The organism is Legionella genomosp. 1, assembly GCF_900640215.1.
GTDB classification, from domain to species: domain Bacteria; phylum Pseudomonadota; class Gammaproteobacteria; order Legionellales; family Legionellaceae; genus Legionella_C; species Legionella_C quinlivanii_A.
The window spans coordinates 157823-180044 of the sequence record NZ_CAAAJH010000006.1 but is presented as its reverse complement, the minus strand read 5'-3'; the positions used below and the strand labels follow the sequence as shown (position 1 = coordinate 180044).

The window sequence follows — 22222 nt, the reverse complement described above, 5'->3', positions numbered from 1 at the left end:
GGATTGAAACAGGTAATCAACGTAGGTTATTGATTTTAAAGGTTTTAATTGGTGGGCCCACTAGGACTTGAACCTAGGACCAACGGATTATGAGTCCGCTGCTCTGACCAACTGAGCTATAGGCCCGTAGAGAAGGTGTTATTGTAATCTTAAATTTTGTGTAACACCACTTTTTTTTGAACTTTTTCAGGAGCCCTGGGGCTCCTGGGTTTAATCGTCGTCGCCTTCCAGGAAGCTTCTCAATTTTTCTGAGCGGGAAGGGTGGCGGAGTTTGCGTAGGGCTTTGGCTTCGATCTGGCGGATACGCTCGCGAGTTACGTCGAATTGTTTTCCGACCTCTTCGAGGGTGTGGTCTGTGTTCATTTCGATGCCGAAGCGCATGCGCAGGACCTTGGCTTCTCTGGGGGTTAATGTTTCCAATATTTCCAGAGTCGCTTCTCGTAGGCCTTCAGCGGTTGCTCTTGCAATCGGTGATTCGATATTCACGTCTTCGATGAAGTCGCCTAAGTGCGAATCGTCGTCATCACCTACCGGGGTTTCCATTGATATCGGCTCTTTAGCTATTTTGAGAACTTTGCGAATTTTATCTTCGCTCAGATCCATTTTAGCTGCCAACTCTTCAGGTGTTGCCTCTCTGCCGGTTTCCTGCAGGATTTGTCGCGAGATTCGATTCAATTTATTGATAGTCTCAATCATGTGAACCGGAATACGGATGGTTCTTGCCTGATCTGCGATTGAACGGGTAATTGCCTGTCGAATCCACCAGGTGGCATAGGTTGAAAACTTGTAACCGCGTCGGTATTCAAATTTATCAACGGCCTTCATCAAACCAATATTACCTTCCTGAATTAAGTCCAGGAATTGCAAGCCGCGGTTGGTATACTTCTTGGCGATTGAAATTACCAGACGCAGGTTCGCTTCCACCATTTCTTTTTTAGCACGGCGGGCTTTGGCCTCTCCGATGGACATTTTCTTGTTAATGTCTTTGATTTCACTAATGGTTAAACCAAACTCTTCTTCAAAGGCAGCCAGTCGGCTCTGCAGGCGTTTGATTTCGTCGTTGTACTCTTCAAGACGAGCCATATCGAGCTTTCTGCCATGAATCTTGATTAAATCTGGTAACCAGTTTAAGTCAGTTTCCTGACCTGGGAATGTCTCAATAAACAGCTTGCGCGGTATTCTTGCTTTTTCAATACACAAACGCATGATGCTTCTTTCAAATTCACGAATGTGATTTCTCAGCAGTCGGAAATGGCGGGTCAATTTGTCAACCTGACGGGAAGTCAGTTTCAGCTTCAGGAAGGATTCTGCCATTGAGTCAAGCTTTTCCACAGTCAGTTTGTTGCTGCGTCCTTTTTCGCGTAAAGCCGTCATTGCAAAATCGTATTTCTCACGCAGATCGTCAAAATAGACTTTGGCTATTTCAGGATTAGGACCGTCATCTGCTTCAAGACCGCCTCCGCCTTCGCCGTCTTCATCTTCATCATCAAGATTAACTTCTTCAACCAGTAATTCTTCTTGCTGACCTTCATCCAACATGGAACCAATACTTGAGGGCGGCGCTTCTTCTTCGCTGTCGGCGAAACCACTGATGATTTCACTCAGGCGCATTTCTTCAAGCTGTACGCGATCGTAGTCTTCAAGTACTAATTGTGCCGTTTCCGGATAGTGCGCCAATGAACGCAGGACCTGATATATGCCTTCTTCAATACGCTTGGCGATGCGGATTTCACCCTCACGAGTCAGCAGTTCAACTGTACCCATTTCGCGCATGTACATGCGAACCGGATCGGTAGTACGGCCAGTTTCCTTGTCGACGGAGGCCAATACGGCTGCGGCTTCTTCCACATCCTCCGGTGCTTCTTCAGTTGTACCAAGAAGAGCTAGTTCATCGTCGCTCGGCGGGAGCTCGAAGACTTTAATATTCATGCTCTCCAGCATACTGATGATGACGTCAAAATGTTCGGTATCAACAATATTGGGAAGCAGATCATTTATTTGTGCATAAGTCAGGTAATTTTGATCTTTACCTAGGCTAATGACTTTAGTGATCTGTGAGCGTTGTTGTTCTTGGTCATTTATGTTCATAGGCACTTAGTCAGATAATGAAGGGGAATCTACAAAAATGTTTTTGATTATAACCCTCACGTCAAAAACATGCCAGCAAAAATGTGTTAATTTTTATCACGCCTGTTTTGATGGCGTTGCTTTAACAAGTTTTGCAATTGCATTTGCTCTGAAAGAGTTAAGCCTTCTTTTCGGGATTTTTCAAGAAATTCATTAATTTTATTGCCGCTATTCTGTTTTTGTAAAAAAATAATAATATCAAGGAACTCTTTGGTCAAGGCTTCTTCAGGAACCTGATGATCCCAGGCAGCCAGCTTATTTAGTGATTCAAAAAAGGAGGTTTCTCGCCATTGTTCGATCAAAGACGCGGTATTTATCTGAGGATTTGCAGCAATTTGCTCAATCAATTGTTTCAAAATTTCTTGTTCCTTACCACCAAGCAGCTGCAGATTAATCTGTTGCTGAGCCCCTGAATAGATCTCGGGATTTTGGATTAGCAATGCAATCGCCAGGCGAATGGGAGAGCGGCTGATTCCTTTTTTGGGTTTTACCGGTTGGGTGGAGTTATTCTGTTCTGTAATCACCCACTCAATGCGGTGGTTTTCAAGACGGGTTATCTGTGAAAGCTCATTAATTAACAGTTGCTTATAAGTGCCTTCCGGCATATTGGCCAGATAGGGTTTGGACAGGTTAATAAACTGTGTTTTTCCGGCGATACTATGCAAATCCAGGTTTTCAGAAAGATTTGAAATAAAATAATCATTCAGGGAGACTGCCGATTGCATAATTTCAAGAAATTTATCGCGGCCTCTCTCACGCACAAAACTGTCGGGGTCCTGTCCTTCAGGTAAAAAAACAAAGCGGACATCCATACCGCTATTCAAATGGGGTAATGAATTTTCCAGTGCTCTCCAGGCCGCCTGACGCCCCGCTTTATCGCCGTCAAAGCAAAAAATGAGCTGTTTACAATATTTGCTGAGCATCTGAACATGATAGGAACTGGTCGCAGTTCCCAGGGCGGCCACGGCATTATTGATGCCATACTGAGCCAAGGCAATCACATCGAGATAGCCTTCTACAACAATGATCTGATCCTGACGAGGCTGTTGTAAAACCTGATACAGCCCATACAGCTCGCGATTTTTTTGAAACAGTACCGTTTCTGGGGAGTTTAAATATTTAGGCTGCTGATCAGGGCTTATTGCTCTTCCGCCGAAGCCGACAATTTTTCCCTGGCGATCATGAATGGGAAACATAATACGGTTTCTATAGCGATCATAGGTTTTTCCATTGTCTTTTTTAATCAGCATGCCGGTATCAATTAGCCCTTTTTTATCCGCAAAAAAGTTTTTTTCGAGAACATTCCAGTCCCCAGGCGCATATCCTAATTGGAATTGTTTAGCGATTTCACCCGTCAATCCGCGCTGACGCAGATAGTTAACCGCTTCAGCGGCGGGAGCTGTTTTCAATAAAGCCTGGTAATGCCGTGTAACTCTGGCAAGTAACTGGTAAAGATTAGGCCCTTGTTTGACCTCGCGCGACGCAAGCTCTTTTGGAACAGTCATGCCTAAGCGAACGGCAAGTGTTTCGACTGCATCGGTAAAGCTTTGATTCAGATAAGACATCATAAAGCTGATGGCATTTCCGCTGGTTCCACAGCCAAAGCAATGAAAAAACTGTTTTTTTGCTACGACATTGAAAGAGGGTGTTTTTTCATTGTGAAATGGACAGCAGGCGATATAGCTGTTGCCGCGCTTTTTTAAGGGAACATAATGTTCGATGAGCTCGACCAGATCAGTTCTGCTCAGGAGCTCATCAATAAATGGCCGTGGAATTAAGCCAGACATGTTGGGTATGTTTCCCGGAAAATTAGCTGAGTTTGGCCTTGATGATAGCACTGACTTGAGACATATCGGCACGGCCTTGCAGCATGGGTTTTAAATGCGCCATTACTTTGCCCATATCACTCATTTTTTCAGCGCCAAGTTCAGCAATTGCTTGCGTGACCAAGGTCATAACTTCTTCGTCAGAAAGAGGCTCTGGCAAATATTTGCCGATGATGCCAAGCTCATATTCTTCCTGAGCAACCAGGTCGGTTCTTCCAGCAGAGGTAAATTGACTAATGGATTCCTTACGCTGTTTGGCGAGTTTATCCAGAATAACTAACAAACGTGCATCATCCACATCGATGCGCTCATCTACTTCGACCTGTTTGATTGCAGCAGTAATGAGCCGCAGGGTCTCAAGCTGTTGCTTGTCCCTGGCACGCATGGCGTCTTTCAGGTCATTACTAATGCGATCTTTAATACTCATGATGTTTTTTTACGACGATGTTTGATAGCACGACGGGTAGTTGTATCGCGTGAGATTTTTTTAAGGTGACGTTTCACCGCAGCAGCTTGCTTTCTTTTGCGTTCAGCAGTGGGTTTTTCATAAAATTCACGACGGCGTAATTCGGTCAGGATACCTGCTTTTTCACAGGAGCGCTTGAAACGGCGAAGTGCGTATTCGGGGTTTTCACCTTCTTTCACACGAACGGTGGGCATTAAATAGTCCTCTGATATAATTAAACACAATAGGTTGGCAATTCTAGTGCCAGATCCGCTTAAGGTCAAGTTTATTGATTGACTTTAGTTTAATAATTGTAATCAATTTCTATGCCAGTTTGAAGTAAGTTTGTTAATATTGCAATTTCTTTCCCTGGGTTTCGCGTAGCGGCAACTGATTGTTTGAGGTTTTTAATGCTGGTTTTAGGTATCGAATCATCCTGTGATGAGACAGGCGTGGCGCTTTATGACTCCGATAAAGGTTTATTGGCTCACGCGCTTTATTCACAAATCGCTTTACATCAACAATATGGTGGAGTTGTTCCCGAGCTGGCATCGCGGGATCATATTAATCATCTGGTTCCCTTGCTTGATGAGGTATTGTGTAAAAGCGGCCTGAAGAAATCTGCGATCGATGCAATCGCCTACACTGCCGGCCCGGGCCTCATCGGGGCCTTGTTAGTGGGTGCCTGTTTTGCTAAAACCCTGGCCTTTGCTTTGCAGATTCCGGCTTTGGCTGTACATCATCTTGAAGCGCATATATTAGTGGCCAAAATGCAGGCAAAAGAATTGAACTTTCCTTTTCTTGCCTTGCTTGTCTCAGGCGGGCATACCCAGCTAATTGAAATTAATGAACTAAATGAGTATCGGCTGCTCGGAGAGAGTGTCGATGATGCGGTGGGCGAAGCTTTCGATAAGACAGCCAAGCTAATGGGTATTCCTTATCCTGGCGGGGCGCAGCTGGCAAAATTAGCGGACGCATGTCCCGCTCATTTACGAAACAATTTCCCGCCATTTCCACGGCCAATGACGGACAGACCGGGTTTGAACTTCAGCTTCAGCGGGCTAAAAACCCATGCTTTAAACGCCTGGAATAACAGTGATAAAAGTGAGGAAAGCAAATCAGCTATTGCCTATGCCTTTCAACAGGCAATTGTCGATACGCTGCTCATTAAATGCAAGCGGGCAATGGCATCTACACAGGCTAATACGCTGGTTGTGGCAGGTGGAGTTGGCGCAAATCTTAAGCTTCGGCAGAGTTTAGAGAGCATGACCGCTCAATTGGGTGGACGTGTTTTTTTTCCACCCTTAGAGTTTTGTACTGATAACGGGGCGATGATTGCCTATACCGGATGTTTACATTTGCTGGCGGGACGTCAGGATAATGATGCTGCTATTAATGTGAAAGCGCGTTGGCCTTTGTAGTCTGCTACAAAGGATTTCCGGTTGCAGACAACCGGAAATCCCTTCATCTCAGGGTGGAGTGGGCTTTGGTTTTCGTTTTTTTGCAGGTTTCTTAGGCTGAAGTTCCGTTACATTATCACGCATCGGAGCCTGGTTTGCTGCTTCTTCTGCAGCTTCGTGTGAAGTAAATTCAGCGGTTTCCGTAAGGATTTCCTCGGTCATATTTTTTAAATTCGAGCGCCCGAAGTGAAGCTTCGGCTCTTCACCGTCAATGAGCCGGGTAATATTGTCGCGGTGCTTATATAAAACAAACAAGGCAATAAAAAAGAGCGGTGGAAAAGTATCCAGATTGCCGAGGCTTAATAAGGCATAAAGGGGGGCAAGCAATATTGCGATGATTGAGGCCAGGGATGAATAGCGGGTGAAATTAGCGACCAAAAGCCAGGTGGCGATGACCACAACTCCCATTACAAAATGCAGGCCAAGAAAAGCGCCAATGGCTGTAGCCACACCTTTACCCCCTTTGAAATCAAAGAAAATGGGGTACATATGGCCCAGTACCGCTGCAAGACAGGTAAAGCTGATTGCTGCAGGCCCTGCATGCAAAATTTTTGCAATGAGAACGGGAACCAGACCTTTCAGCACATCGCATAACAGAACAATCACTGCGTATTTTTTTCCGGCCAGCCGAAGCACATTGGTGGCGCCAGGATTTTGCGAGCCTTCTGTCCGTGGATCAGGGAGGGAGAATATGCGGCTGACGATAACAGCCGAACAGACAGATCCGGATAAATAACCCAGTACAACCACAAAAACAAACAGCAAAAAGCTTAGCATGACCTCTCCTGAGCAGTGGCAATTTAAATAGTCATTATCAGTTAAACTGGGAAGCTTGTGAAGGGTTAGCTATAATCTATTCCTGATAAACAGTTATAAGCGGAGTTCAAAAGTTATCGATATTCATTGAACTCCGCTTAAGAGTCTCAGGGCAAAAAAAGCTCCTGCAGATTGTTGGTGAATTGTCTTCCTAAAGGGCTTACCTGCCAGTGATCATCTTGAAGAATGATTAACTTCAGTTCAGAGGCTTTTTTTAACTTGCCAAGTAAGAGGCTTTGGGACAATCCGGTTCTTTCAGTAAACAGTTTCAAGGGAATGGCTTGTTCCAGGCGGGTGGTATTTAAGAAAAATTCAAAAAGCAGGGAATCGGCATCAATGGATTCTTTACCGGCGCAAAACGGCTTGTCTTTATTAAGATAGTCAGTGGGCTGGCGGTATTTATTGGTGCGAATGATCTCTGGTGTAGTGAGTTCTTTGGTTATTTTACCATGCGCACCTGCGCCAATACCGAAATAGTCTCCAAATAACCAGTAGTTCAGATTATGTCGGGATGCTCTGTTTTTTTGACTAAAAGCAGAAATTTCATAGCGTTGATAAGCCGATTGCTGCAGCAGGGCAAAGCCTTGCTCCTCCATGAGAGCGATCTCATCGTCCTCTGGCAGGACAGGGCGTTGCTTATAAAAGACAGTATTGGGTTCAAGAGTCAGCTGATACCAGGATAAATGTTCGGGTTCATACTGTAGTGCCTGTTGAAGATCAGCAAGGCCCTGTTCTATAGTTTGACCAGGCAATCCGTGCATTAAATCAAGGTTGATATTGTCAAAGCCGGACCGGCGTGCGGTTTCGATGGCAAAATGGGCTTGTTTATCATCGTGTATACGGCCAAGTTTTTTTAAGTGCTCTGGGTTGAAGCTTTGAATGCCGAGCGAAAGGCGATTGATTCCAGCCTCTCGATATCCTCGGAAGCGCTGCTGTTCTACCGTGCCGGGATTCGCTTCCATGGTGATTTCAATGTCTTCAGACAGAGGCAGCAGTTTGCCAATTTCTTCCAGAAGACAGGCATAGGCACTGGCTGATAATAAACTGGGCGTGCCTCCGCCAATAAAAATGGAAATAATTTGCCGTTGAGGAAAATCAATGAGATCCTGTTTGAGATCATTTAGTAATGCCTGGATGTATTGTTGCTCCGGCAACTCCTGAGGGCTTTTATGTGAATTAAAATCGCAATAAGGGCATTTACGAATACACCAGGGAACATGAATATACAGTGATGTTGGAATCATTGACTCGGATTAGACTGACTTATGTGGAAGTGTAATAATACCACAAGGGGCTGTTTGGCAGCAAAGAAAGTGGAGTGATTAAAATGTATACTCTCCGCTAGAACAAGATGGGATAGTTTAACAATGCGTGAAAAACCTGTTTGTAAGCAAAAAACCGTGATTGCAAAATCCAATTTGTTTACTATTGAGCAAATGCAATTAGAATTTAGCAATGGTTCCCGGCGAGTATATGAGCGAATTCGTCATCATGGGCATGGGGCTGTATTAATAGTTGCCTTGACACCTTCCGAATCTTTTCTTCTGGTCAGAGAATATGCTGCTGGGACTGATGCCTATGAAGTGGCATTTCCCAAAGGGCTGATTGAAAAGGGAGAATCAGCTTTGCAGGCCGCTGATCGGGAGTTGCGCGAGGAAGCAGGGTTTGGAGCCAGGCGTCTGGATTGGATACACTCTCTGACCCTGGCTCCGGGTTATTTTGGGGCGCGTTTGGATGTCGTATTGGCCAGAGACTTATATCCGGCGTCATTATCTGGAGATGAGCCTGAACCGCCGGAGGTTATTGAATGGCCATTATATGCAAGTGATGAGCTTTTATTACGCCCCGATTTTTCTGAAGCCCGCAGCATTGCGGCGCTTTTTTTAGTCAAACAATGGTTAGAGAAGGAAAAAAATAATGAGTAATCGTGTTAGAGTTGCAGTGACTGGAGCTGCTGGTCAGATTGGCTATGCCTTACTGTTTCGTATTGCTTCAGGTCAAATGTTTGGTCCGGAAACCGAAGTGGAACTGAATTTACTGGAGCTTGAGCAGGCATTGCCTTCTCTGGAAGGTGTGGCGATGGAATTGGATGACTGTGCTTTTCCATTACTGAAAAGAATTCATTGTACTGCTGATTTAAAAGATGGGATGAATGGCGTTAACTGGGCTGTTCTCGTGGGAGCGGTTCCGCGTAAACAAGGCATGGAACGCTCTGATTTATTGCAGATTAATGGCGGTATTTTCACTAAACAAGGCCAGGCGATTAATGATCATGCCGCAGATGATGTCCGCGTTTTTGTGGTCGGAAATCCATGCAACACTAACTGCCTGATTGCCATGCACAGTGCGCCAGATGTTCCTGGTGATCGTTTCTATGCGATGACGATGCTGGATGAATTACGCGCCCGCACCCAGTTGGCTAAAAAAGCGGGTGTGCCGGTAACGGATGTTACGCAAATGACCATTTGGGGTAACCATTCTGCGACTCAATATCCTGATTTTTATAATGCAAAAATTAAAGGAGAGTCGGCTGCAAAAGTCATTAATGATGAGACCTGGTTGAAAGAGACCTTCGTTTCAACGGTTCAACAGCGCGGTGCTGCAGTCATCAAAGCCAGAGGGGCATCTTCTGCTGCGTCTGCGGCCAATGCGATTATCCAGGGTGTTAATCATCTGGTTACCGATACCGTGTCTCATGAATCCTTTTCTATGTGTCTTCGTTCAAATGGAGAGTATGGTGTCGATAAAGGCTTAATTTTCTCATACCCTTGCCGTGTACAGAATGGCAAATTGTCGGTGGTTGAGAATTTACCTTTAAACGACTACGGACAAGCTAAATTCCAGGCGACTCTTGAAGAATTACGTCAAGAGAAAGCGGCGGTTAAAGAATTGGGATTGATTAAGGAATAACAAGTAACCGGCTGTAAGTAGCTGACTCTAGTCACATCTCATACAGCCGTCTTTGCGAACAAAGTGAAGCAATCTACATCTAGCTTTAAGAAAACATCGATCTGGATTGCTTCGCCAGGGCTCGCAAAGACGGTTAATCAGAAACTCTTCTAACTTCTTAATTATCTTAATGCCTGAAATGGCGAAAACCAGTAAATATCATGCTGATGCCTGCAGCATTGGCTACCTCTATAACCTCGTTGTCCCGGATTGAGCCGCCTGGCTGAATAATGGCGGTAATGCCTGCCTCAATGGCCATTTCCACACTATCCGCGAAGGGAATGAAAGCATCCGAGGCCATGACCGCTTGCCGGCAATCGAACTGGCGCTCTTTGGCTTGCCAGAGGGCTATTCGGGTACTCATTACCCTGCTGGTTTGACCTGCACCAATACCAATTGTTGCATGGTGTTTGGCAAGAACTATGGCGTTGGATTTCACATGTTTTACTGCCGCCCAGGCAAATAACAGATCTTCTTTCTGCTGCTGAGAGGGAGCATGTCGGGTAACAATTTTGAATTGCTCGGAAGCGATGGGGAAGCTGTCGTGTTCCTGAATTAATAAGCCGCCTTCCACACGGCGTGAATCCAGCTCAAAACGCTCGGAAGGTGCTATGCCGCCCGTAACCAACACGCGAATATTCGGTTTGCCTGCCAGAATAATTTTGGCTTCTGCGCTAATTGCCGGCACAATAATGACTTCGGCGAATTGTCGGGAAAGAATATTTTGGGCTGTTTCTGCATCCAGACAGCCGTTAAAGGCCAGAATACCGCCATAAGCAGAAACCGGATCGCATTCATAGGCTTTAATATAAGCTTGTAACTGAGTTTTGCTCTGCGCAATGCCGCAGGGGTTCCCATGTTTAACAATGACACAGACAGGCTGTTCTCTGGTAAATGATTTGATGGTATCAAAACCGGCATCGGCATCCAGCAGGTTGTTATAAGATAACTCTTTACCCTGAATGACTTCAGCCCGTGCCAATGAATGAGGGGATGCTTTTTTTTCCAGGTAGAACGCAGCTTGCTGATGAGGATTTTCCCCATAGCGTAAATTAAAATGTTTTGTAAACTGGCAGGTCAGGGTATCAGGGAAGCCGCTTGGAATTTTATTTTCATTCAGCGTTCCAAAATAATTGGCAATGGATGCATCATAGGCGGCTGTATGGGCAAAGGCTTTCTTCGCCAACTCAAAATTCCAGTGGGCTGGTTTCTTCCCAGCTTTAATATATTCAGAGAGTTTATCGTAATCAGCCGGACTCACGATAACCGAGACATGCGCATGATTTTTTGCAGCGCCTCGTATCATTGACGGGCCGCCGATATCTATATTTTCTATCGCACTGTCAAAATTACACTCCGGATTGCTGATCGTTTGCTCAAAAGGATAAAGATTAACAATAACCAGATCAAAGGCTTTGATTCCCTGCTGTTGCAATACAGGAGAATCTTGTTCCCCTCTGGCCAGGATGCCTGCATGAATAGCGGGATGTAATGTTTTGACGCGCCCATTCATAATTTCAGGAAAGCCAGTGCATTCACTGACATCAGTGACTGCCAAGCCTTGTTCACGAAGTATTACAGCCGTATTGCCAGTGGCTACCAGTTCAATGCCATATTCACTCAGCAGTTTAGCCAAACTAACGATACCCTGTTTGTCGGAGACACTAAGCAATGCACGTTTTGGAGAAAAAGTTTGCCAGTGTTGTTCAGCCATAAAATACTCCTGTAGCATTTATTTCGGGAAATAGTGGAGATTTCAATGAATTATTCATTGCGGATAAATTCCAGCAAACTCCATCCCTCATGATTGTAGGTTTGCTGCAACGCAAAGTGATTCTCGTATTCTTTAACCAGACCTTCAACCTGCTCATTCAAAATGCCTGATACCAGTAATCTGCCTTGTGGGTTTAACAGCTTGTGAAACACCTCTTTTAACTGGAGTAAAGGAGAAAGAAGGATATTGGCAATCATCAGGTCAACAGGTTCATTCAGGGTGTCTGGTAAACTGATTTGCAAGTGTTCATTAAGTAAATGATTGCTGATTGCATTATTTTCGGTCGCTTGCAGGGCTTGCGGATCGATATCCACGGCGTAGGCTTTATCTGCTCCCAGTTTAAGCGCTGCCAGAGCGAGGATCCCGGAACCGCAACCATAGTCAATTATGGTTTTACCGCTGACATCGTTATTTCCTAACCAATGGAGGCAAAGACTGGTGGTCGCGTGATTGCCAGTTCCAAAAGCAAGACCTGGATCCAGAATGAGATTCACCGCTTCTGGTTCAGGTGGAGTATGCCAGGAAGGACAAATCCACAAGCGTTTGCCAAACTGCTGAGGTTTAAAATCGTCCATCCAGCTTCGTTCCCAATCCTGATCCGGGAGTGACTCCATGTGAGAGTGGAGCATTGGGAAATCGGATTGCAGATTGCTCAATGTCTGCAGCGCCTCGTTCTCGTCCGAAAATAAGGCATTAATGACTACATCGGGCCAGAGAGGAGTGGTGCCTGGCGCCGGTTCCAATACCGGATCATCATTTTTGTCAGTGAGCGTAATGGATAAGGCGCCGGCATTTTCCAAATAGTCATTGAGTAGTTCAATCTGTTCATGCTGACAATTTTCAATTTGTATTTGATACCACACAGCTTATTCCTTCAACATTTTTTCCAGGTAGTGAATATTGGTTCCACCCTGCATAAAGGATTTATCACGCAGAATACGCTGGTGTAATTCAATATTAGTCTTGATACCGTCAATAATTATTTCGTCTAGCGCATTTCGCATTCTCGCGAAGGCTTCAGCACGGGTTTCCCCATAACTGATGAGTTTTCCAATCATGGAATCATAATTGGGAGGAACGGTATAGCTGCTGTAGATATGCGAATCAAAGCGAATTCCAGGCCCTCCAGGCTGATGCAACAGACGAATCGTTCCGGGGCAGGGCATGAAGTTTCTTGGATCTTCGGCATTAATACGGCATTCAACCGCATGGCCTTTCAGCTTAATGTCCTCTTGTTTAAGAGTGAATGGCAAATCGCTGGCGATTTTGATTTGTTCTTTAATTAAATCGATACCGGTGATCATCTCGGTGACCGGATGTTCCACCTGGATACGGGTATTCATTTCGATAAAATAAAAGCAGCCGTCCTGATACAGAAATTCAAAGGTTCCAGCACCTCGGTATTTGAGTTCACGGCAGGCGTTCACGACACGCTCGCCTATTTCCTTGCGAAGTTCTGGTGTAATACCAGGAGCCGGCGCTTCTTCGATCACTTTCTGATGACGGCGCTGCATGGAGCAGTCGCGCTCACCTAAATGAATAGCATTGCCTTTTCCATCGCCCAGCACCTGAAATTCCACATGGCGAGGATTTTCAAGAAATTTTTCCATGTAGACAATCGGATTATTGAAGGCTGCTTTCGCTTCACTGCTGGTTAAAGCGATCGCGTTTAAGAGGTTCGCTTCAGAATGAACAACCCGCATCCCTCGTCCGCCGCCTCCGCCTGCCGCTTTAATAATGACGGGATAGCCAATCTGTTTGGCAAGAGACAGGTTTAATTTGTCATCATCAGTCAGCGGACCATCCGATCCTGGAACACAGGGTACACCCGCCTTTTTCATGGCGGCAATTGCAGAAACCTTGTCACCCATCAGGCGAATGGTATCGCCGCGCGGGCCAATAAAGGTGAAACCGCTTTGCTCCACAATGTCGGCAAAATCGGCATTTTCTGATAAAAATCCATAACCGGGATGGATAGCTACTGCATCGGTAATTTCCGCTGCCGATATAATAGCCGGAATATTAAGATAGCTTTTTTGAGACGGAGCAGGACCAATGCACACCGTTTCATCAGCCAGCCGCACATGCAGCAGGTCTTTGTCCACATCGGAGTGTACTGCAACGGTTTGAATTCCCAGTTCTTTGCAGGCACGGAGAATTCGCAGGGCAATTTCTCCGCGATTGGCAATTACAATTTTACTAAGCATAAGGACTCCCTTATTCTTCAATCACAAACAAGGGTTGGTCATATTCAACCGGTTCCCCGTTAGCCACCAGAATATCTACAATTCTGCCTGCCCGATCTGCTTCAATTTCGTTAAACATTTTCATCGCTTCCACGATGCAAAGTGTGTCGCCGGCCTTAACAGTCTGGCCTATCGTGACAAATGCGGGGGCATCAGGAGAGGGGGAGGTATACATCGTGCCGACCATCGGGGATTTAACTCGATGTCCTTTGGCCGTTGCTGTAATGTTCTCCCTGTTTTCGGCAGTAGCCGGCATGGGGCTGGCCTGGTTGGCAGGAGCCGCAACAGGAGGCGGGGCATAACGAACGGCTTGTGGCGCTTCCATCGTATAATGCCGGCTTAAGCGCACTGACTCTTCGCCTTCTTTGATTTCTATTTCTGAAATACCGGTTTCTTCCAGTAGTTCGATTAATTTTCTGATTTTGCGGATATCCATTGGTTACTCTCTAAAAATTATTAATTATTCACAATCGCTTGCAATGCAAGGTAATAACTGTTGGCACCGAAGCCGCAAATTATTCCCTGGGCGATTGAGGACAAAAAAGAATGGTGGCGAAACGCTTCGCGTGAATGAATATTACTCAAATGTACTTCAATAAATGGAATGGCTACAGCCGCCAGTGCATCACGAAGAGCAATACTGGTATGGGTTAAGCCCGCAGCATTGATAATTATGTGGTCTACCTGTTCATCAGCGGCCTGATGGATTCTATCAATCAATTCTGACTCGCTGTTGCTTTGGAAAAAGGCAATTGAAACCTGGGCTTTGCCGGCATCATCTTGTAAGCGTTGATTGATTTGGTCCAGGGTTGATGTTCCATAGACCTCTGGTTCCCGAGTTCCAAGCCGATTCAAATTGGGGCCGTGTAATACCAGAATTTTCTTCATGACTTAGTTAACTTGCAAAATTTGATGGATTCTGCCTGAAGATTTTAATATTGTCCAGATGCTCGAACATATCGGCATGATACCGACAAGATTGCTTCTAAATAGAATCAAGCTTTTACCCTTTTAAGTTCCAGGTCTTCCCGCTTTGATAATCCGTTCGCGTATCCCCTGCCATTCTACAGTATCAGGAGGCAGTTCGATGGCAATGACTGCGGCCTCGGATTTATCAGCACGCCGTAATTGAAAATAAAGCTCATAAGCCATCTCGCTGGCATGGGCCGGTAATTGATAACTGGAATGGGTCGCTGGCAGACTAAGCTTTTCGAAACATAATGCGTAGACGGATTGAGATTGGCTTTGGATAAATCGCTTAAGGCTATATTGGTCATCAAAATAAAACAGTGTTTTTTCGGGCTGATAATGCTGCTTTAGCCTGCCTGAAACACGGGTTTCATTGACCATGGACAAGGCTTTTGCATTGAGAAAAGTATCCAGTGCTTCTTCATTGATAATGCCCGCCCGTAATAACTGGTAACTTTCAGGATGAGTCGCATCCACAATAGTGGATTCAATCCCTACCGTAGCTCGACCGCCATCGAGAATAAGCAATGAATCACTATGGAAGCTGTCCTGAACATGTTCTGCGGTGGTCGGGCTTATTTTTCCAAAAGGATTGGCGGAGGGAGCCACTAAAGGAAAGTTCAGGCTATTAAGAAGGGTTTGGGCAATGGGATGAGCCGGACAGCGTATCGCGACGGTCGACTGGCCTCCTGTCACTGAAGGGCTGATTTTACCAGGGCGGGCTGAGAAAACCAAAGTCAGAGGACCTGGCCAGAATTTCTCCATGAGCTTATGCGCATAAGGAGGAATATAATTTACCCATTCCAGCAAATCGGTGTCCGATGCCACATGCACTATCAACGGATGATTTAAGGGTCTGTTTTTCAGTTGATAGATTTTAGCGATCGCTGCTTCATCTGTAGCATTTCCTGCCAGGCCATAAACGGTTTCTGTGGGAATGGCCACAATATCACCCCGGATGAGCTGATGAGCCGCCAAATCAATATCAGTAATAATAGTAGCCATGCCAAGCACGAAAAAAAAGAAAGCGGTATTGTACAGTATAAGAGCAGCCAAGTGCAAAAGCCTGATAAGGTATTCTTTAAAGAATGGGCGATTAACAGATTAAAAATTAACAATTTAAAATTAAATAAAACTATGGTAGTTTGACTGCTAGCTGATAGAATTGCTTTCACGGATTTTGGTATAAGCCAACCTCAGATGCTTTAAGCTGGAATTCGGAAACCGATTCAGTTAGTTGTTTTTACTGGTTGGTTGTTACCAGACTTTTCAAAGTCAGGCTGTCAAATTTTGTGAGTCAAGTCTGGTGTTTTTTAACAACATGGGCTCTCTGGGACGAGCTGCCTCATGTGTATTAGCTTAAGGAGTTAGTATTAATGCACTACAATCTCAAATTATCACCTCTTGCAGCAGGTTTGTCATTGATCATTGCCTCTTCTGCCCATGCAGCTGAGCCTGTGCAGTTACAAAATGCGTCTTTGCAGAATCTCCAACAACAGTTTCATCTGGCTTTACCCGGTGTACAGCAGGGTGTGGCGGCTTCTGACGATAGTTTGCAATATTTGCAGGAAAGCACCGATAAAAATCATGTAAACCATGTCCGTATGCAGCAACAATATGCGGGTTATAATGTAATCGGTGGTTATGCCATTCTTCATAGCACCAATGCTGCGAGCAGCCTGGTCGCTGGAAAAGGCAAGGTTTCAATGAATGGTAAAGTGTATTCCGGTTTAAAAGCGGAATTAGGCAAACCATCTGCTGATTTAATAAAAAATGGCGACGCGGCGCTGAATCAATTCAAAGCGCAATATAATTCAAATGATGTCAGCGAAGAACAAGTTACGCCGGTAGTGTATATCGATAAACAAAATAAAGCGCACTGGGCTTATAAAGTAAGCGTTTATGTTCGTTATGATGATCGTATTCCGGAAAGACCCTCCGCAATTCTTGATGCTGATACTTTAAAACCATTTGTCCAATGGAATGATATCAAGACAGGACGTGCTGCCGTTAAAGGGAAAGGCTTTGGTGGTAACAGCAAAGTAGGTGAAGTAAGCTATGGCCGTGATCTGCCCCTCCTGGAAATCACCCGCTCCAAACTGCTTAATAAATGCTATATGGAGAATAAAGAAGTTCGTGTAGTGGATATGGAGCATAGTTATTATTCAACCAACAAGCCCATGAGTTTCTCCTGTAAGAAGGATGATGGGGATGAGGACATTTTCTGGACTGGTTACAAAGCGGATGGCTATGATCGCGACAATGGCGCCTATTCACCGACCAATGATGCGTTATATGCTGGTTATGTAATCAAACACATGTATCACGACTGGTATGGTGTGGAAGCGTTGAAGAAACGAGATGGTTCGCCCATGCAGTTAGTAATGCGCGTACATTATGGCCAAGGTTACGAAAATGCCTATTGGGATGGCAAGCAAATGACCTTTGGTGACGGCGATACCTTTATGTATCCATTAGTTTCCCTGGGTGTCGGCAGCCATGAAGTCAGTCACGGATTTACTGAACAGCATTCCGGACTGGAATATTATGGTCAATCAGGCGGAATGAATGAATCATTCTCTGACATGGCCGCAATGGCCGCTGAGTATTATTCAGTGGGCAAAAGCAGTTGGATGATCGGCGCTGAAATCATGAAAGAAGACAGCGGCTGGGAGACTCTGCGTTATATGGATGTACCCAGTAAAGATGGTATGTCAATTGACTCTGCTGATGAATACGATAGCAGCCTCGATGTTCACTTCTCCAGTGGTGTGTACAACAGATTGTATTACACGCTGTCTAATCAGGCTGGTTGGGATCCCAAAAAGGCTTTTGATGTGATGGTTAAAGCCAATATGGATTACTGGACTCCTTATGAAACTTTTGATGAAGGCGGTTGCGGTATGATAAGCGCAGCGAAAGACCTGGGCTACTCAGTCGAAGACATCAAAAAATCGTTAGGTGTTGTTGCCATTAACTACAACTCATGTAGCTAATCGCCTTTCTTAAGCCCGGTCGCTTTGACCGGGCATCTTTAGTCATTTATTCCTGCAAGGCTTATTCAAGCGATTTGTAAAAACTCTGCATGGATTTTGCAACCGTTTCCGGATTTTCCATATGAATATGATGACCGCCTGACAACATCTGCACCTGGATGCCTTTAACTGCCTGGATTCGTTTTTCCATTTCTCTCTTGGGAAAGCCAAAGCCATTATCGGCCCAGATAAGATAGCTTGGGGAAATAATTTCTTTAAGACAGGACAGAACCTGCCCTTCGGTCATTCGCAGTGGAGTGGGGTGAATTAATTTGCGGTCGTGCCGCCAATAATAGCCTTTTGCTTGCTCATCTACACCGCGCTGACAGAGAATTCGTGCATATTCAATAGGTAAGTGACCATTGTGCGCTCTTGCCTGTGCAGCCAGTTCAAGAGATGGATAAGGTTTCGCCGCTTTGGCAGAAGCCCAAAGGCTGCGGTTTATATAATTTGAAAGTTGTTCACTACATGTTTCCTCTGGAGCGGATAATGGACCTAAGCCTTCAATTAAAACGGAAGACAAAACATTCTCGGTAAGTACACCGGCTACAAGGCTCGCAAGACAAGCTCCCATCGAATGCCCCAGTAAATGGATTTTCTCATATCCCAGCTGTTTAATAATCTGATACACAGTGAAAATGCCATCACTAAAATGATAATGATACCCATCGGGTAAATGAGATGACAAACCATGCCCGGGCAAGTCTATGGCAATAACATAAAATTTTTCGCTCAAAAATGGAGCCAGGGGCTCAAACGAGTTGGCATTATCCAGCCAGCCGTGCAGGCATAGTAATGGTGGCAGACTTTTGTCCCCCCAGGTTCTACCAGCAATCTGAAAGCCGGGAATATCTAAATAGAAGTTGTCCATAATCACTCTGCAATGTTTAAATCAGTTGACTTGTTATAGTATAACTAAAACCATTTAAACTTATCTGCCTTGAAGCCAGCTAATTGATTGCGGATATTGGGGAGATGGCATTAAAAGCGTGGGCTGGGAAGAGTATTGGGTCACTGCCAGAGCGTCTTCCTCTGGCGGCGGCTCTATATTGGGTGTTGTCGTAAAAAATCGATAATGAGAGTTACGGCGTAATGAAACAATACTCTCGTTTAAGTGGACAGGATCGCCGATGATAGGGCTATCCGGTGGAGCAAGCTTCGCTGTTATAAAAGAAGGCTGATTATATCTGAATGTCTCAAACTCCCCTCGAGTCATCTTCATCCTGCCAAAATGCAGGCGGATATCGTTATGGGGAAGAAACTTGAAATAGGAAATCAGTTTTTCCCGGGGGAGAGATTCAAACCCATTGCCATGAAGTATAAGAGTCTTCAATTCCTTTGAAACGCCGGCAAAAAAGAAAGGTATGCTGCTTTCTGGTAACTGGTTATAAGACAAATCCAGTTGTTTTGTAAACGAAGAAACAGAACGAGTCAAGAGTACCGCATCATGTGGTTCTAAAAGACCCAGATTATTATAAGCAAGGCTTAATTTTTCTACATGCAGATTTCCAATAAAAACAGATAAGCTGTAAATCCATTCTTTTTGAAAACTGGTATCTAAAATCTCAATTTCATGGATATGCCGGGGTAATGTCTTCCAGGCATCCAGCATGTTACGGGAAATACTATGGGGAAAAGGAATGGCAATCACCAGTTTCCTGAGATGACCAGGCAATTGTCTGAACAGTGAAAATACCCATTCAGCACGCCAGCCTCCAAAGTCCAGATGCAGGCTTTGGAAAGCACGCGGATAGTGCGGAATAAGCTCAATAATCTGCTGCGGGGTAAAATGAGATAGATCGATACTATCCATAAGCAAATGACGTAATGATTTGGGGAATGCCTGCCAGATGCTGATGAGCATAAAGCTGTCACAGACGATTGCCGGGTTATTACGAGTATTCAGTTGTTCCAGTGAAGGCAGATTATTTGCAAGGCCATTCAGAAATGAAATGAGTGCCTGGGCTGAAAGATTATTTCCTTCTGCCTTAATACAGCGTAATTGGGTGGGTAAAACATAACCTAGAAATAGCAGTTGTTCAGGGCTGAAACGATCGAGATAATTAGCCGATATATTGAGATTGCCAAGTCCTTTGGGAAGTGCGCGTAATATACTGACATACTCGTCATAATCAAACTGCATAAGCCCGCTGCCGGCAAGAGTGAGCTTTTTGATGTAAGAAAATTCTGAACTCAGGGCATTGATAATCGTTTTTAGATTCTGCTCTTTAGCGAGCGTCAAAACACCGAGTCCGTCTTGAACCTCAATAAATAAACTTCGTGGCTCTGTGTTACTAAGCTCAAATCGACAGGACATTCCAATCCTTAAAACAATTTCAGGCTGAGGCTATACCAGGTGATATCAGGAAAAACAATCTACCCTGATCTGTTTCAATCTGCAATACTTCTAGGACGGTCTTGTCGTAGATGTTCTGCCTTGTAGTGATGAGACCGCACCGTCAGTCTCATGGCTGCCTTCTGATGGTTGATTTTCAGCTATCTCCATGGGAAAGAAGTTGAACTGACTACTCGAGGCCGGGCGAGGGAAGGAACTCTGGACATCAAAAAATTGTTTCATGCTGGATTGATTCCAATCCTCAAAGCTGAAGTTGGCCGGGTTTATATAGGAGCTTCTTTGATTTTCCTGATGAGAAAAGCAGAACATCACTTGTGTTGTCCGCGCAGGCAAACCCTGAAAACGAAGTCTTAGCGCTCGATAATGCAATGCTTCATAGTTGTTACCGGCTAATTTTAATTTGCAGAGCTGCTCAAGTCGTTTTAAATTGATGAAAGCTCCGGCAAAATCATTGAAACTCAAATCCAGATTAATCAGATTTTCAGGCAATACATCGCATATTAGTGCCATTACGCTGGAGAATCTGCCCATATTGTTATTGCAAAGCTTAAGTGAGATGATGGGTTTTGGAATGGATGCCAAAATGTGCAGTATTTGGCCAATATTTAAATTCTCGAATGAGTTTTCACTTATATCAAGGCTAATCACTGTTTCAGATAAGTTCTTTAAAAAAAGAGCCAGATTACGATAGTTCCCGGAATGAATATTGCCTCTGACTACAGCTAATGAGTGAATGTCAGGGGGTAATGTGCGAGCCACTCTGATAATTTCTTCCGGGCTGCGGTCAAAAAAACTCTCCTCATTTATTTCAGTAATATTCATATCGTCGGTGGAATTGTCCGATAATTCCAAATGATGTATTGCTGTGGATGCCAGGCTGCCTAATAAGCCGCAGACCTTATCAATGGGCCGGGATTTCAATCCTCTGATATTAAACCCCGCTTTCAAAAAGTGCTTTGGCATACAGGAGAGGAATTCGCTCAGTTTCTGCAGATCAAGCTTACCAGAATTTAAATTGGTGATATCAAGAGTGTTAATGAATGTTGGAACTCTCTGGCTTATAGTAAGCAGGTCTTCATAAGAAAACAGACTGGAATCCAGTGAATCAATACTTAGCTGCTTCACTTCTTCCGGGTCAATTCCCTCTAATTCGGTTATGACATCATTAATACTGCGGTCATAGCCAAGGTCTAAATTATGATACATGGCAGGTTCCTGGTTGAATCAGATGATATTAATTGATTCTCTGTGCCTGAATATAGGACGCCATTGTGGAGTAAGCTTAATCTATTTTCAATAAAAGCTTATTACCCTGAGTCTGAAATATATGGAACACTCTGTTTTAGCACCGGAAAATAGTGTTATTCTTGATATACAGGCATCTGACAAAGAGCTCCATGACAACATTTGGGAAAACCTTTTCAATAATTACCTACAATATTCACAAAGGTTTTGGTGCGGGAAGACTTCGGTTTTTACTACCGCAAATGCGCATGGCCTTATCTGGTTTGAGTCCTGATTTTGTCTTTTTACAGGAAGTGCAGGGACTTCATATTCGCCGGGAGAAGCGAATTGAGAGGTGGCCTGACAGACCGCAATTTGAATATATTGCTGAAAAGGAATGGCCTCATTATCTTTATGCCAAGAATGCCGTGTACCAATCGGGTCATCATGGGAATGCAATCCTTAGCAAATTTAGCTTCGAGGCCTTTGAAAATCTTAATTTATCCAGCCGAAACCGCGCTTCCAGAAGCATTCTTCATAGTCAAATTAAAATCGGCGAGGGGAATGAACAAAAAAATCTGCATTTGCTTTGCGTACATTTAGGCTTATTCAAACGCGAACGGGCATTTCAATGCCGGGCGTTGATGCAGCGAATCTCAGAGTCTATTCCAGAGGATGAGCCTCTGATCATGGCTGGTGATTTTAACGATTGGCGATTGCATTTGTCTAAACCTTTGGCAGAGGAACTTCAGATATATGAAGCTTTTCTAACTCTGAAAGGTGAACCCGCTCGTTCGTTTCCGGCTATAAAACCCACGCTTTGCGTGGATCGTATTTATTATCGGGGTTTAAAACCTCTGGAAGCCCTTTGTCTCCATGGGAAACCCTGGAGAACCTTATCTGATCACCTTCCTCTCTGTGCCTGGTTTGAGATATAAAACAAAGATTGTGCTCTGTAGGCAAGAGCAGTAAAATACAGACTCTGCGGATTTGGA

At 44.6% G+C, this 22222-nt stretch carries 20 protein-coding genes and 1 tRNA gene; 5 read left to right on the top strand and 16 right to left on the bottom strand.

What is annotated here, in order from left to right; translation table 11 throughout:
- Positions 1-49 precede the first annotated feature (49 nt).
- From E1O89_RS08245 to rpsU, 5 genes are all read right to left on the bottom strand, one after another.
- Positions 50-126, bottom strand: a tRNA-Ile gene (locus tag E1O89_RS08245).
- Positions 127-210: 84 nt separating this feature from the next.
- On the bottom strand, positions 211-2088 hold the full coding sequence (gene rpoD / locus E1O89_RS08240; protein ID WP_133139751.1) for an RNA polymerase sigma factor RpoD: 1878 nt from the start codon (positions 2086-2088) through the stop codon (positions 211-213).
- An 86-nt stretch (positions 2089-2174) separates the two neighbouring features.
- Complete coding sequence (gene dnaG, locus E1O89_RS08235) at positions 2175-3914, bottom strand: DNA primase (protein ID WP_133139750.1); 1740 nt, start codon at positions 3912-3914, stop codon at positions 2175-2177.
- Between the two features lie 22 nt (positions 3915-3936).
- A complete protein-coding gene (locus tag E1O89_RS08230; RefSeq protein ID WP_058508434.1) occupies positions 3937-4380 on the bottom strand; it encodes a GatB/YqeY domain-containing protein in 444 nt (147 codons plus the stop codon).
- The gene (gene rpsU, locus E1O89_RS08225; protein WP_058508433.1) at positions 4377-4613 is read right to left on the bottom strand and encodes a 30S ribosomal protein S21; all 237 of its coding nucleotides are present in this window, start codon (positions 4611-4613) and stop codon (positions 4377-4379) included. Before rpsU ends, E1O89_RS08230 begins: the two co-directional genes overlap by 4 nt.
- Positions 4614-4808: 195 nt before the next feature.
- Between rpsU and tsaD the strand changes: the two genes are divergently transcribed.
- The gene (gene tsaD / locus E1O89_RS08220; protein WP_133139749.1) at positions 4809-5819 is read left to right on the top strand and encodes a tRNA (adenosine(37)-N6)-threonylcarbamoyltransferase complex transferase subunit TsaD; all 1011 of its coding nucleotides are present in this window, start codon (positions 4809-4811) and stop codon (positions 5817-5819) included.
- A 48-nt stretch (positions 5820-5867) separates the two neighbouring features.
- Here the strand turns inward: tsaD and plsY are convergent, their stop codons facing one another.
- Complete coding sequence (plsY, locus tag E1O89_RS08215) at positions 5868-6635, bottom strand: glycerol-3-phosphate 1-O-acyltransferase PlsY (RefSeq protein WP_133139748.1); 768 nt, start codon at positions 6633-6635, stop codon at positions 5868-5870.
- A 146-nt stretch (positions 6636-6781) separates the two neighbouring features.
- The gene (gene hemW, locus E1O89_RS08210) at positions 6782-7918 is read right to left on the bottom strand and encodes a radical SAM family heme chaperone HemW (RefSeq protein WP_133139747.1); all 1137 of its coding nucleotides are present in this window, start codon (positions 7916-7918) and stop codon (positions 6782-6784) included.
- 123 nt (positions 7919-8041) lie between these two features.
- Between hemW and nudE the strand changes: the two genes are divergently transcribed.
- Together nudE and E1O89_RS08200 are read left to right on the top strand one after the other, a co-directional pair.
- Positions 8042-8599, top strand: coding sequence for an ADP compounds hydrolase NudE (gene nudE, locus E1O89_RS08205; RefSeq protein WP_133139746.1), 558 nt, complete (start codon positions 8042-8044; stop codon positions 8597-8599).
- Positions 8592-9584: a malate dehydrogenase gene (locus E1O89_RS08200; RefSeq protein ID WP_222845430.1), complete on the top strand. Its 993-nt coding sequence runs from the start codon at positions 8592-8594 to the stop codon at positions 9582-9584. The genes nudE and E1O89_RS08200 overlap by 8 nt, the downstream gene beginning before the upstream one ends.
- Positions 9585-9750: 166 nt before the next feature.
- On the opposite strand, the gene purH is transcribed toward E1O89_RS08200, so the two are convergent.
- The 6 genes from purH to E1O89_RS08170 all read right to left on the bottom strand — a co-directional run bounded on the left by purH (position 9751) and on the right by E1O89_RS08170 (position 15617).
- Positions 9751-11337: a bifunctional phosphoribosylaminoimidazolecarboxamide formyltransferase/IMP cyclohydrolase gene (gene purH / locus E1O89_RS08195; protein ID WP_133139744.1), complete on the bottom strand. Its 1587-nt coding sequence runs from the start codon at positions 11335-11337 to the stop codon at positions 9751-9753.
- 50 nt (positions 11338-11387) lie between these two features.
- Positions 11388-12260 carry a 50S ribosomal protein L11 methyltransferase gene (prmA, locus tag E1O89_RS08190; protein ID WP_133139743.1) on the bottom strand — a complete coding sequence of 291 codons (873 nt, stop codon included), beginning with the start codon at positions 12258-12260 and terminating at the stop codon, positions 11388-11390.
- 3 nt (positions 12261-12263) lie between these two features.
- The gene (accC, locus tag E1O89_RS08185; protein WP_112220384.1) at positions 12264-13604 is read right to left on the bottom strand and encodes an acetyl-CoA carboxylase biotin carboxylase subunit; all 1341 of its coding nucleotides are present in this window, start codon (positions 13602-13604) and stop codon (positions 12264-12266) included.
- Positions 13605-13614: 10 nt separating this feature from the next.
- Positions 13615-14079 (bottom strand): acetyl-CoA carboxylase biotin carboxyl carrier protein, encoded by a 465-nt coding sequence (gene accB / locus E1O89_RS08180; RefSeq protein ID WP_112220385.1) that lies wholly within the window; start codon positions 14077-14079, stop codon positions 13615-13617.
- A 20-nt stretch (positions 14080-14099) separates the two neighbouring features.
- Complete coding sequence (gene aroQ, locus E1O89_RS08175; RefSeq protein WP_133139742.1) at positions 14100-14531, bottom strand: type II 3-dehydroquinate dehydratase; 432 nt, start codon at positions 14529-14531, stop codon at positions 14100-14102.
- A gap of 123 nt (positions 14532-14654) precedes the next feature.
- Positions 14655-15617: an L-threonylcarbamoyladenylate synthase gene (locus E1O89_RS08170; RefSeq protein WP_133139758.1), complete on the bottom strand. Its 963-nt coding sequence runs from the start codon at positions 15615-15617 to the stop codon at positions 14655-14657.
- A 371-nt stretch (positions 15618-15988) separates the two neighbouring features.
- On the opposite strand from E1O89_RS08170, the gene proA reads away from it, so the two are divergent.
- Entirely contained in the window at positions 15989-17608 is a 1620-nt protein-coding gene (gene proA, locus E1O89_RS08165) for a zinc metalloprotease ProA (protein ID WP_133139741.1), read from the top strand.
- A 61-nt stretch (positions 17609-17669) separates the two neighbouring features.
- Here proA and E1O89_RS08160 read toward each other — a convergent pair whose 3' ends face one another.
- The 3 genes from E1O89_RS08160 to E1O89_RS08150 form a co-directional block, all read right to left on the bottom strand.
- Entirely contained in the window at positions 17670-18518 is an 849-nt protein-coding gene (locus E1O89_RS08160; protein ID WP_133139740.1) for an alpha/beta fold hydrolase, read from the bottom strand.
- A 60-nt stretch (positions 18519-18578) separates the two neighbouring features.
- Positions 18579-19964, bottom strand: a complete 1386-nt coding sequence (locus tag E1O89_RS08155; protein WP_133139739.1) for a hypothetical protein — start codon at positions 19962-19964, stop codon at positions 18579-18581.
- A 90-nt stretch (positions 19965-20054) separates the two neighbouring features.
- Positions 20055-21209 carry a hypothetical protein gene (locus E1O89_RS08150; protein WP_133139738.1) on the bottom strand — a complete coding sequence of 385 codons (1155 nt, stop codon included), beginning with the start codon at positions 21207-21209 and terminating at the stop codon, positions 20055-20057.
- Between the two features lie 191 nt (positions 21210-21400).
- Here E1O89_RS08150 and E1O89_RS08145 point away from each other — a divergent pair, with 191 nt between their 5' ends.
- The gene (locus E1O89_RS08145) at positions 21401-22165 is read left to right on the top strand and encodes an endonuclease/exonuclease/phosphatase family protein (RefSeq protein WP_112220391.1); all 765 of its coding nucleotides are present in this window, start codon (positions 21401-21403) and stop codon (positions 22163-22165) included.
- The last annotated feature ends 57 nt before the right edge of the window (positions 22166-22222 follow it).

Coding starts and splice junctions, on each gene's coding strand:
- rpoD (WP_133139751.1), bottom strand. CDS start 2,088: ATGAACATAAATGACCAAGAACAACAACGCTCACAGATCACTAAAGTC.
- dnaG (WP_133139750.1), bottom strand. CDS start 3,914: ATGTCTGGCTTAATTCCACGGCCATTTATTGATGAGCTCCTGAGCAGA.
- E1O89_RS08230 (WP_058508434.1), bottom strand. CDS start 4,380: ATGAGTATTAAAGATCGCATTAGTAATGACCTGAAAGACGCCATGCGT.
- rpsU (WP_058508433.1), bottom strand. CDS start 4,613: ATGCCCACCGTTCGTGTGAAAGAAGGTGAAAACCCCGAATACGCACTT.
- tsaD (WP_133139749.1), top strand. CDS start 4,809: ATGCTGGTTTTAGGTATCGAATCATCCTGTGATGAGACAGGCGTGGCG.
- plsY (WP_133139748.1), bottom strand. CDS start 6,635: ATGCTAAGCTTTTTGCTGTTTGTTTTTGTGGTTGTACTGGGTTATTTA.
- hemW (WP_133139747.1), bottom strand. CDS start 7,918: ATGATTCCAACATCACTGTATATTCATGTTCCCTGGTGTATTCGTAAA.
- nudE (WP_133139746.1), top strand. CDS start 8,042: ATGCGTGAAAAACCTGTTTGTAAGCAAAAAACCGTGATTGCAAAATCC.
- E1O89_RS08200 (WP_222845430.1), top strand. CDS start 8,592: ATGAGTAATCGTGTTAGAGTTGCAGTGACTGGAGCTGCTGGTCAGATT.
- purH (WP_133139744.1), bottom strand. CDS start 11,337: ATGGCTGAACAACACTGGCAAACTTTTTCTCCAAAACGTGCATTGCTT.
- accC (WP_112220384.1), bottom strand. CDS start 13,604: ATGCTTAGTAAAATTGTAATTGCCAATCGCGGAGAAATTGCCCTGCGA.
- accB (WP_112220385.1), bottom strand. CDS start 14,079: ATGGATATCCGCAAAATCAGAAAATTAATCGAACTACTGGAAGAAACC.
- aroQ (WP_133139742.1), bottom strand. CDS start 14,531: ATGAAGAAAATTCTGGTATTACACGGCCCCAATTTGAATCGGCTTGGA.
- E1O89_RS08170 (WP_133139758.1), bottom strand. CDS start 15,617: ATGGCTACTATTATTACTGATATTGATTTGGCGGCTCATCAGCTCATC.
- proA (WP_133139741.1), top strand. CDS start 15,989: ATGCACTACAATCTCAAATTATCACCTCTTGCAGCAGGTTTGTCATTG.
- E1O89_RS08160 (WP_133139740.1), bottom strand. CDS start 18,518: ATGGACAACTTCTATTTAGATATTCCCGGCTTTCAGATTGCTGGTAGA.
- E1O89_RS08155 (WP_133139739.1), bottom strand. CDS start 19,964: ATGTCCTGTCGATTTGAGCTTAGTAACACAGAGCCACGAAGTTTATTT.
- E1O89_RS08150 (WP_133139738.1), bottom strand. CDS start 21,209: ATGTATCATAATTTAGACCTTGGCTATGACCGCAGTATTAATGATGTC.
- E1O89_RS08145 (WP_112220391.1), top strand. CDS start 21,401: ATGACAACATTTGGGAAAACCTTTTCAATAATTACCTACAATATTCAC.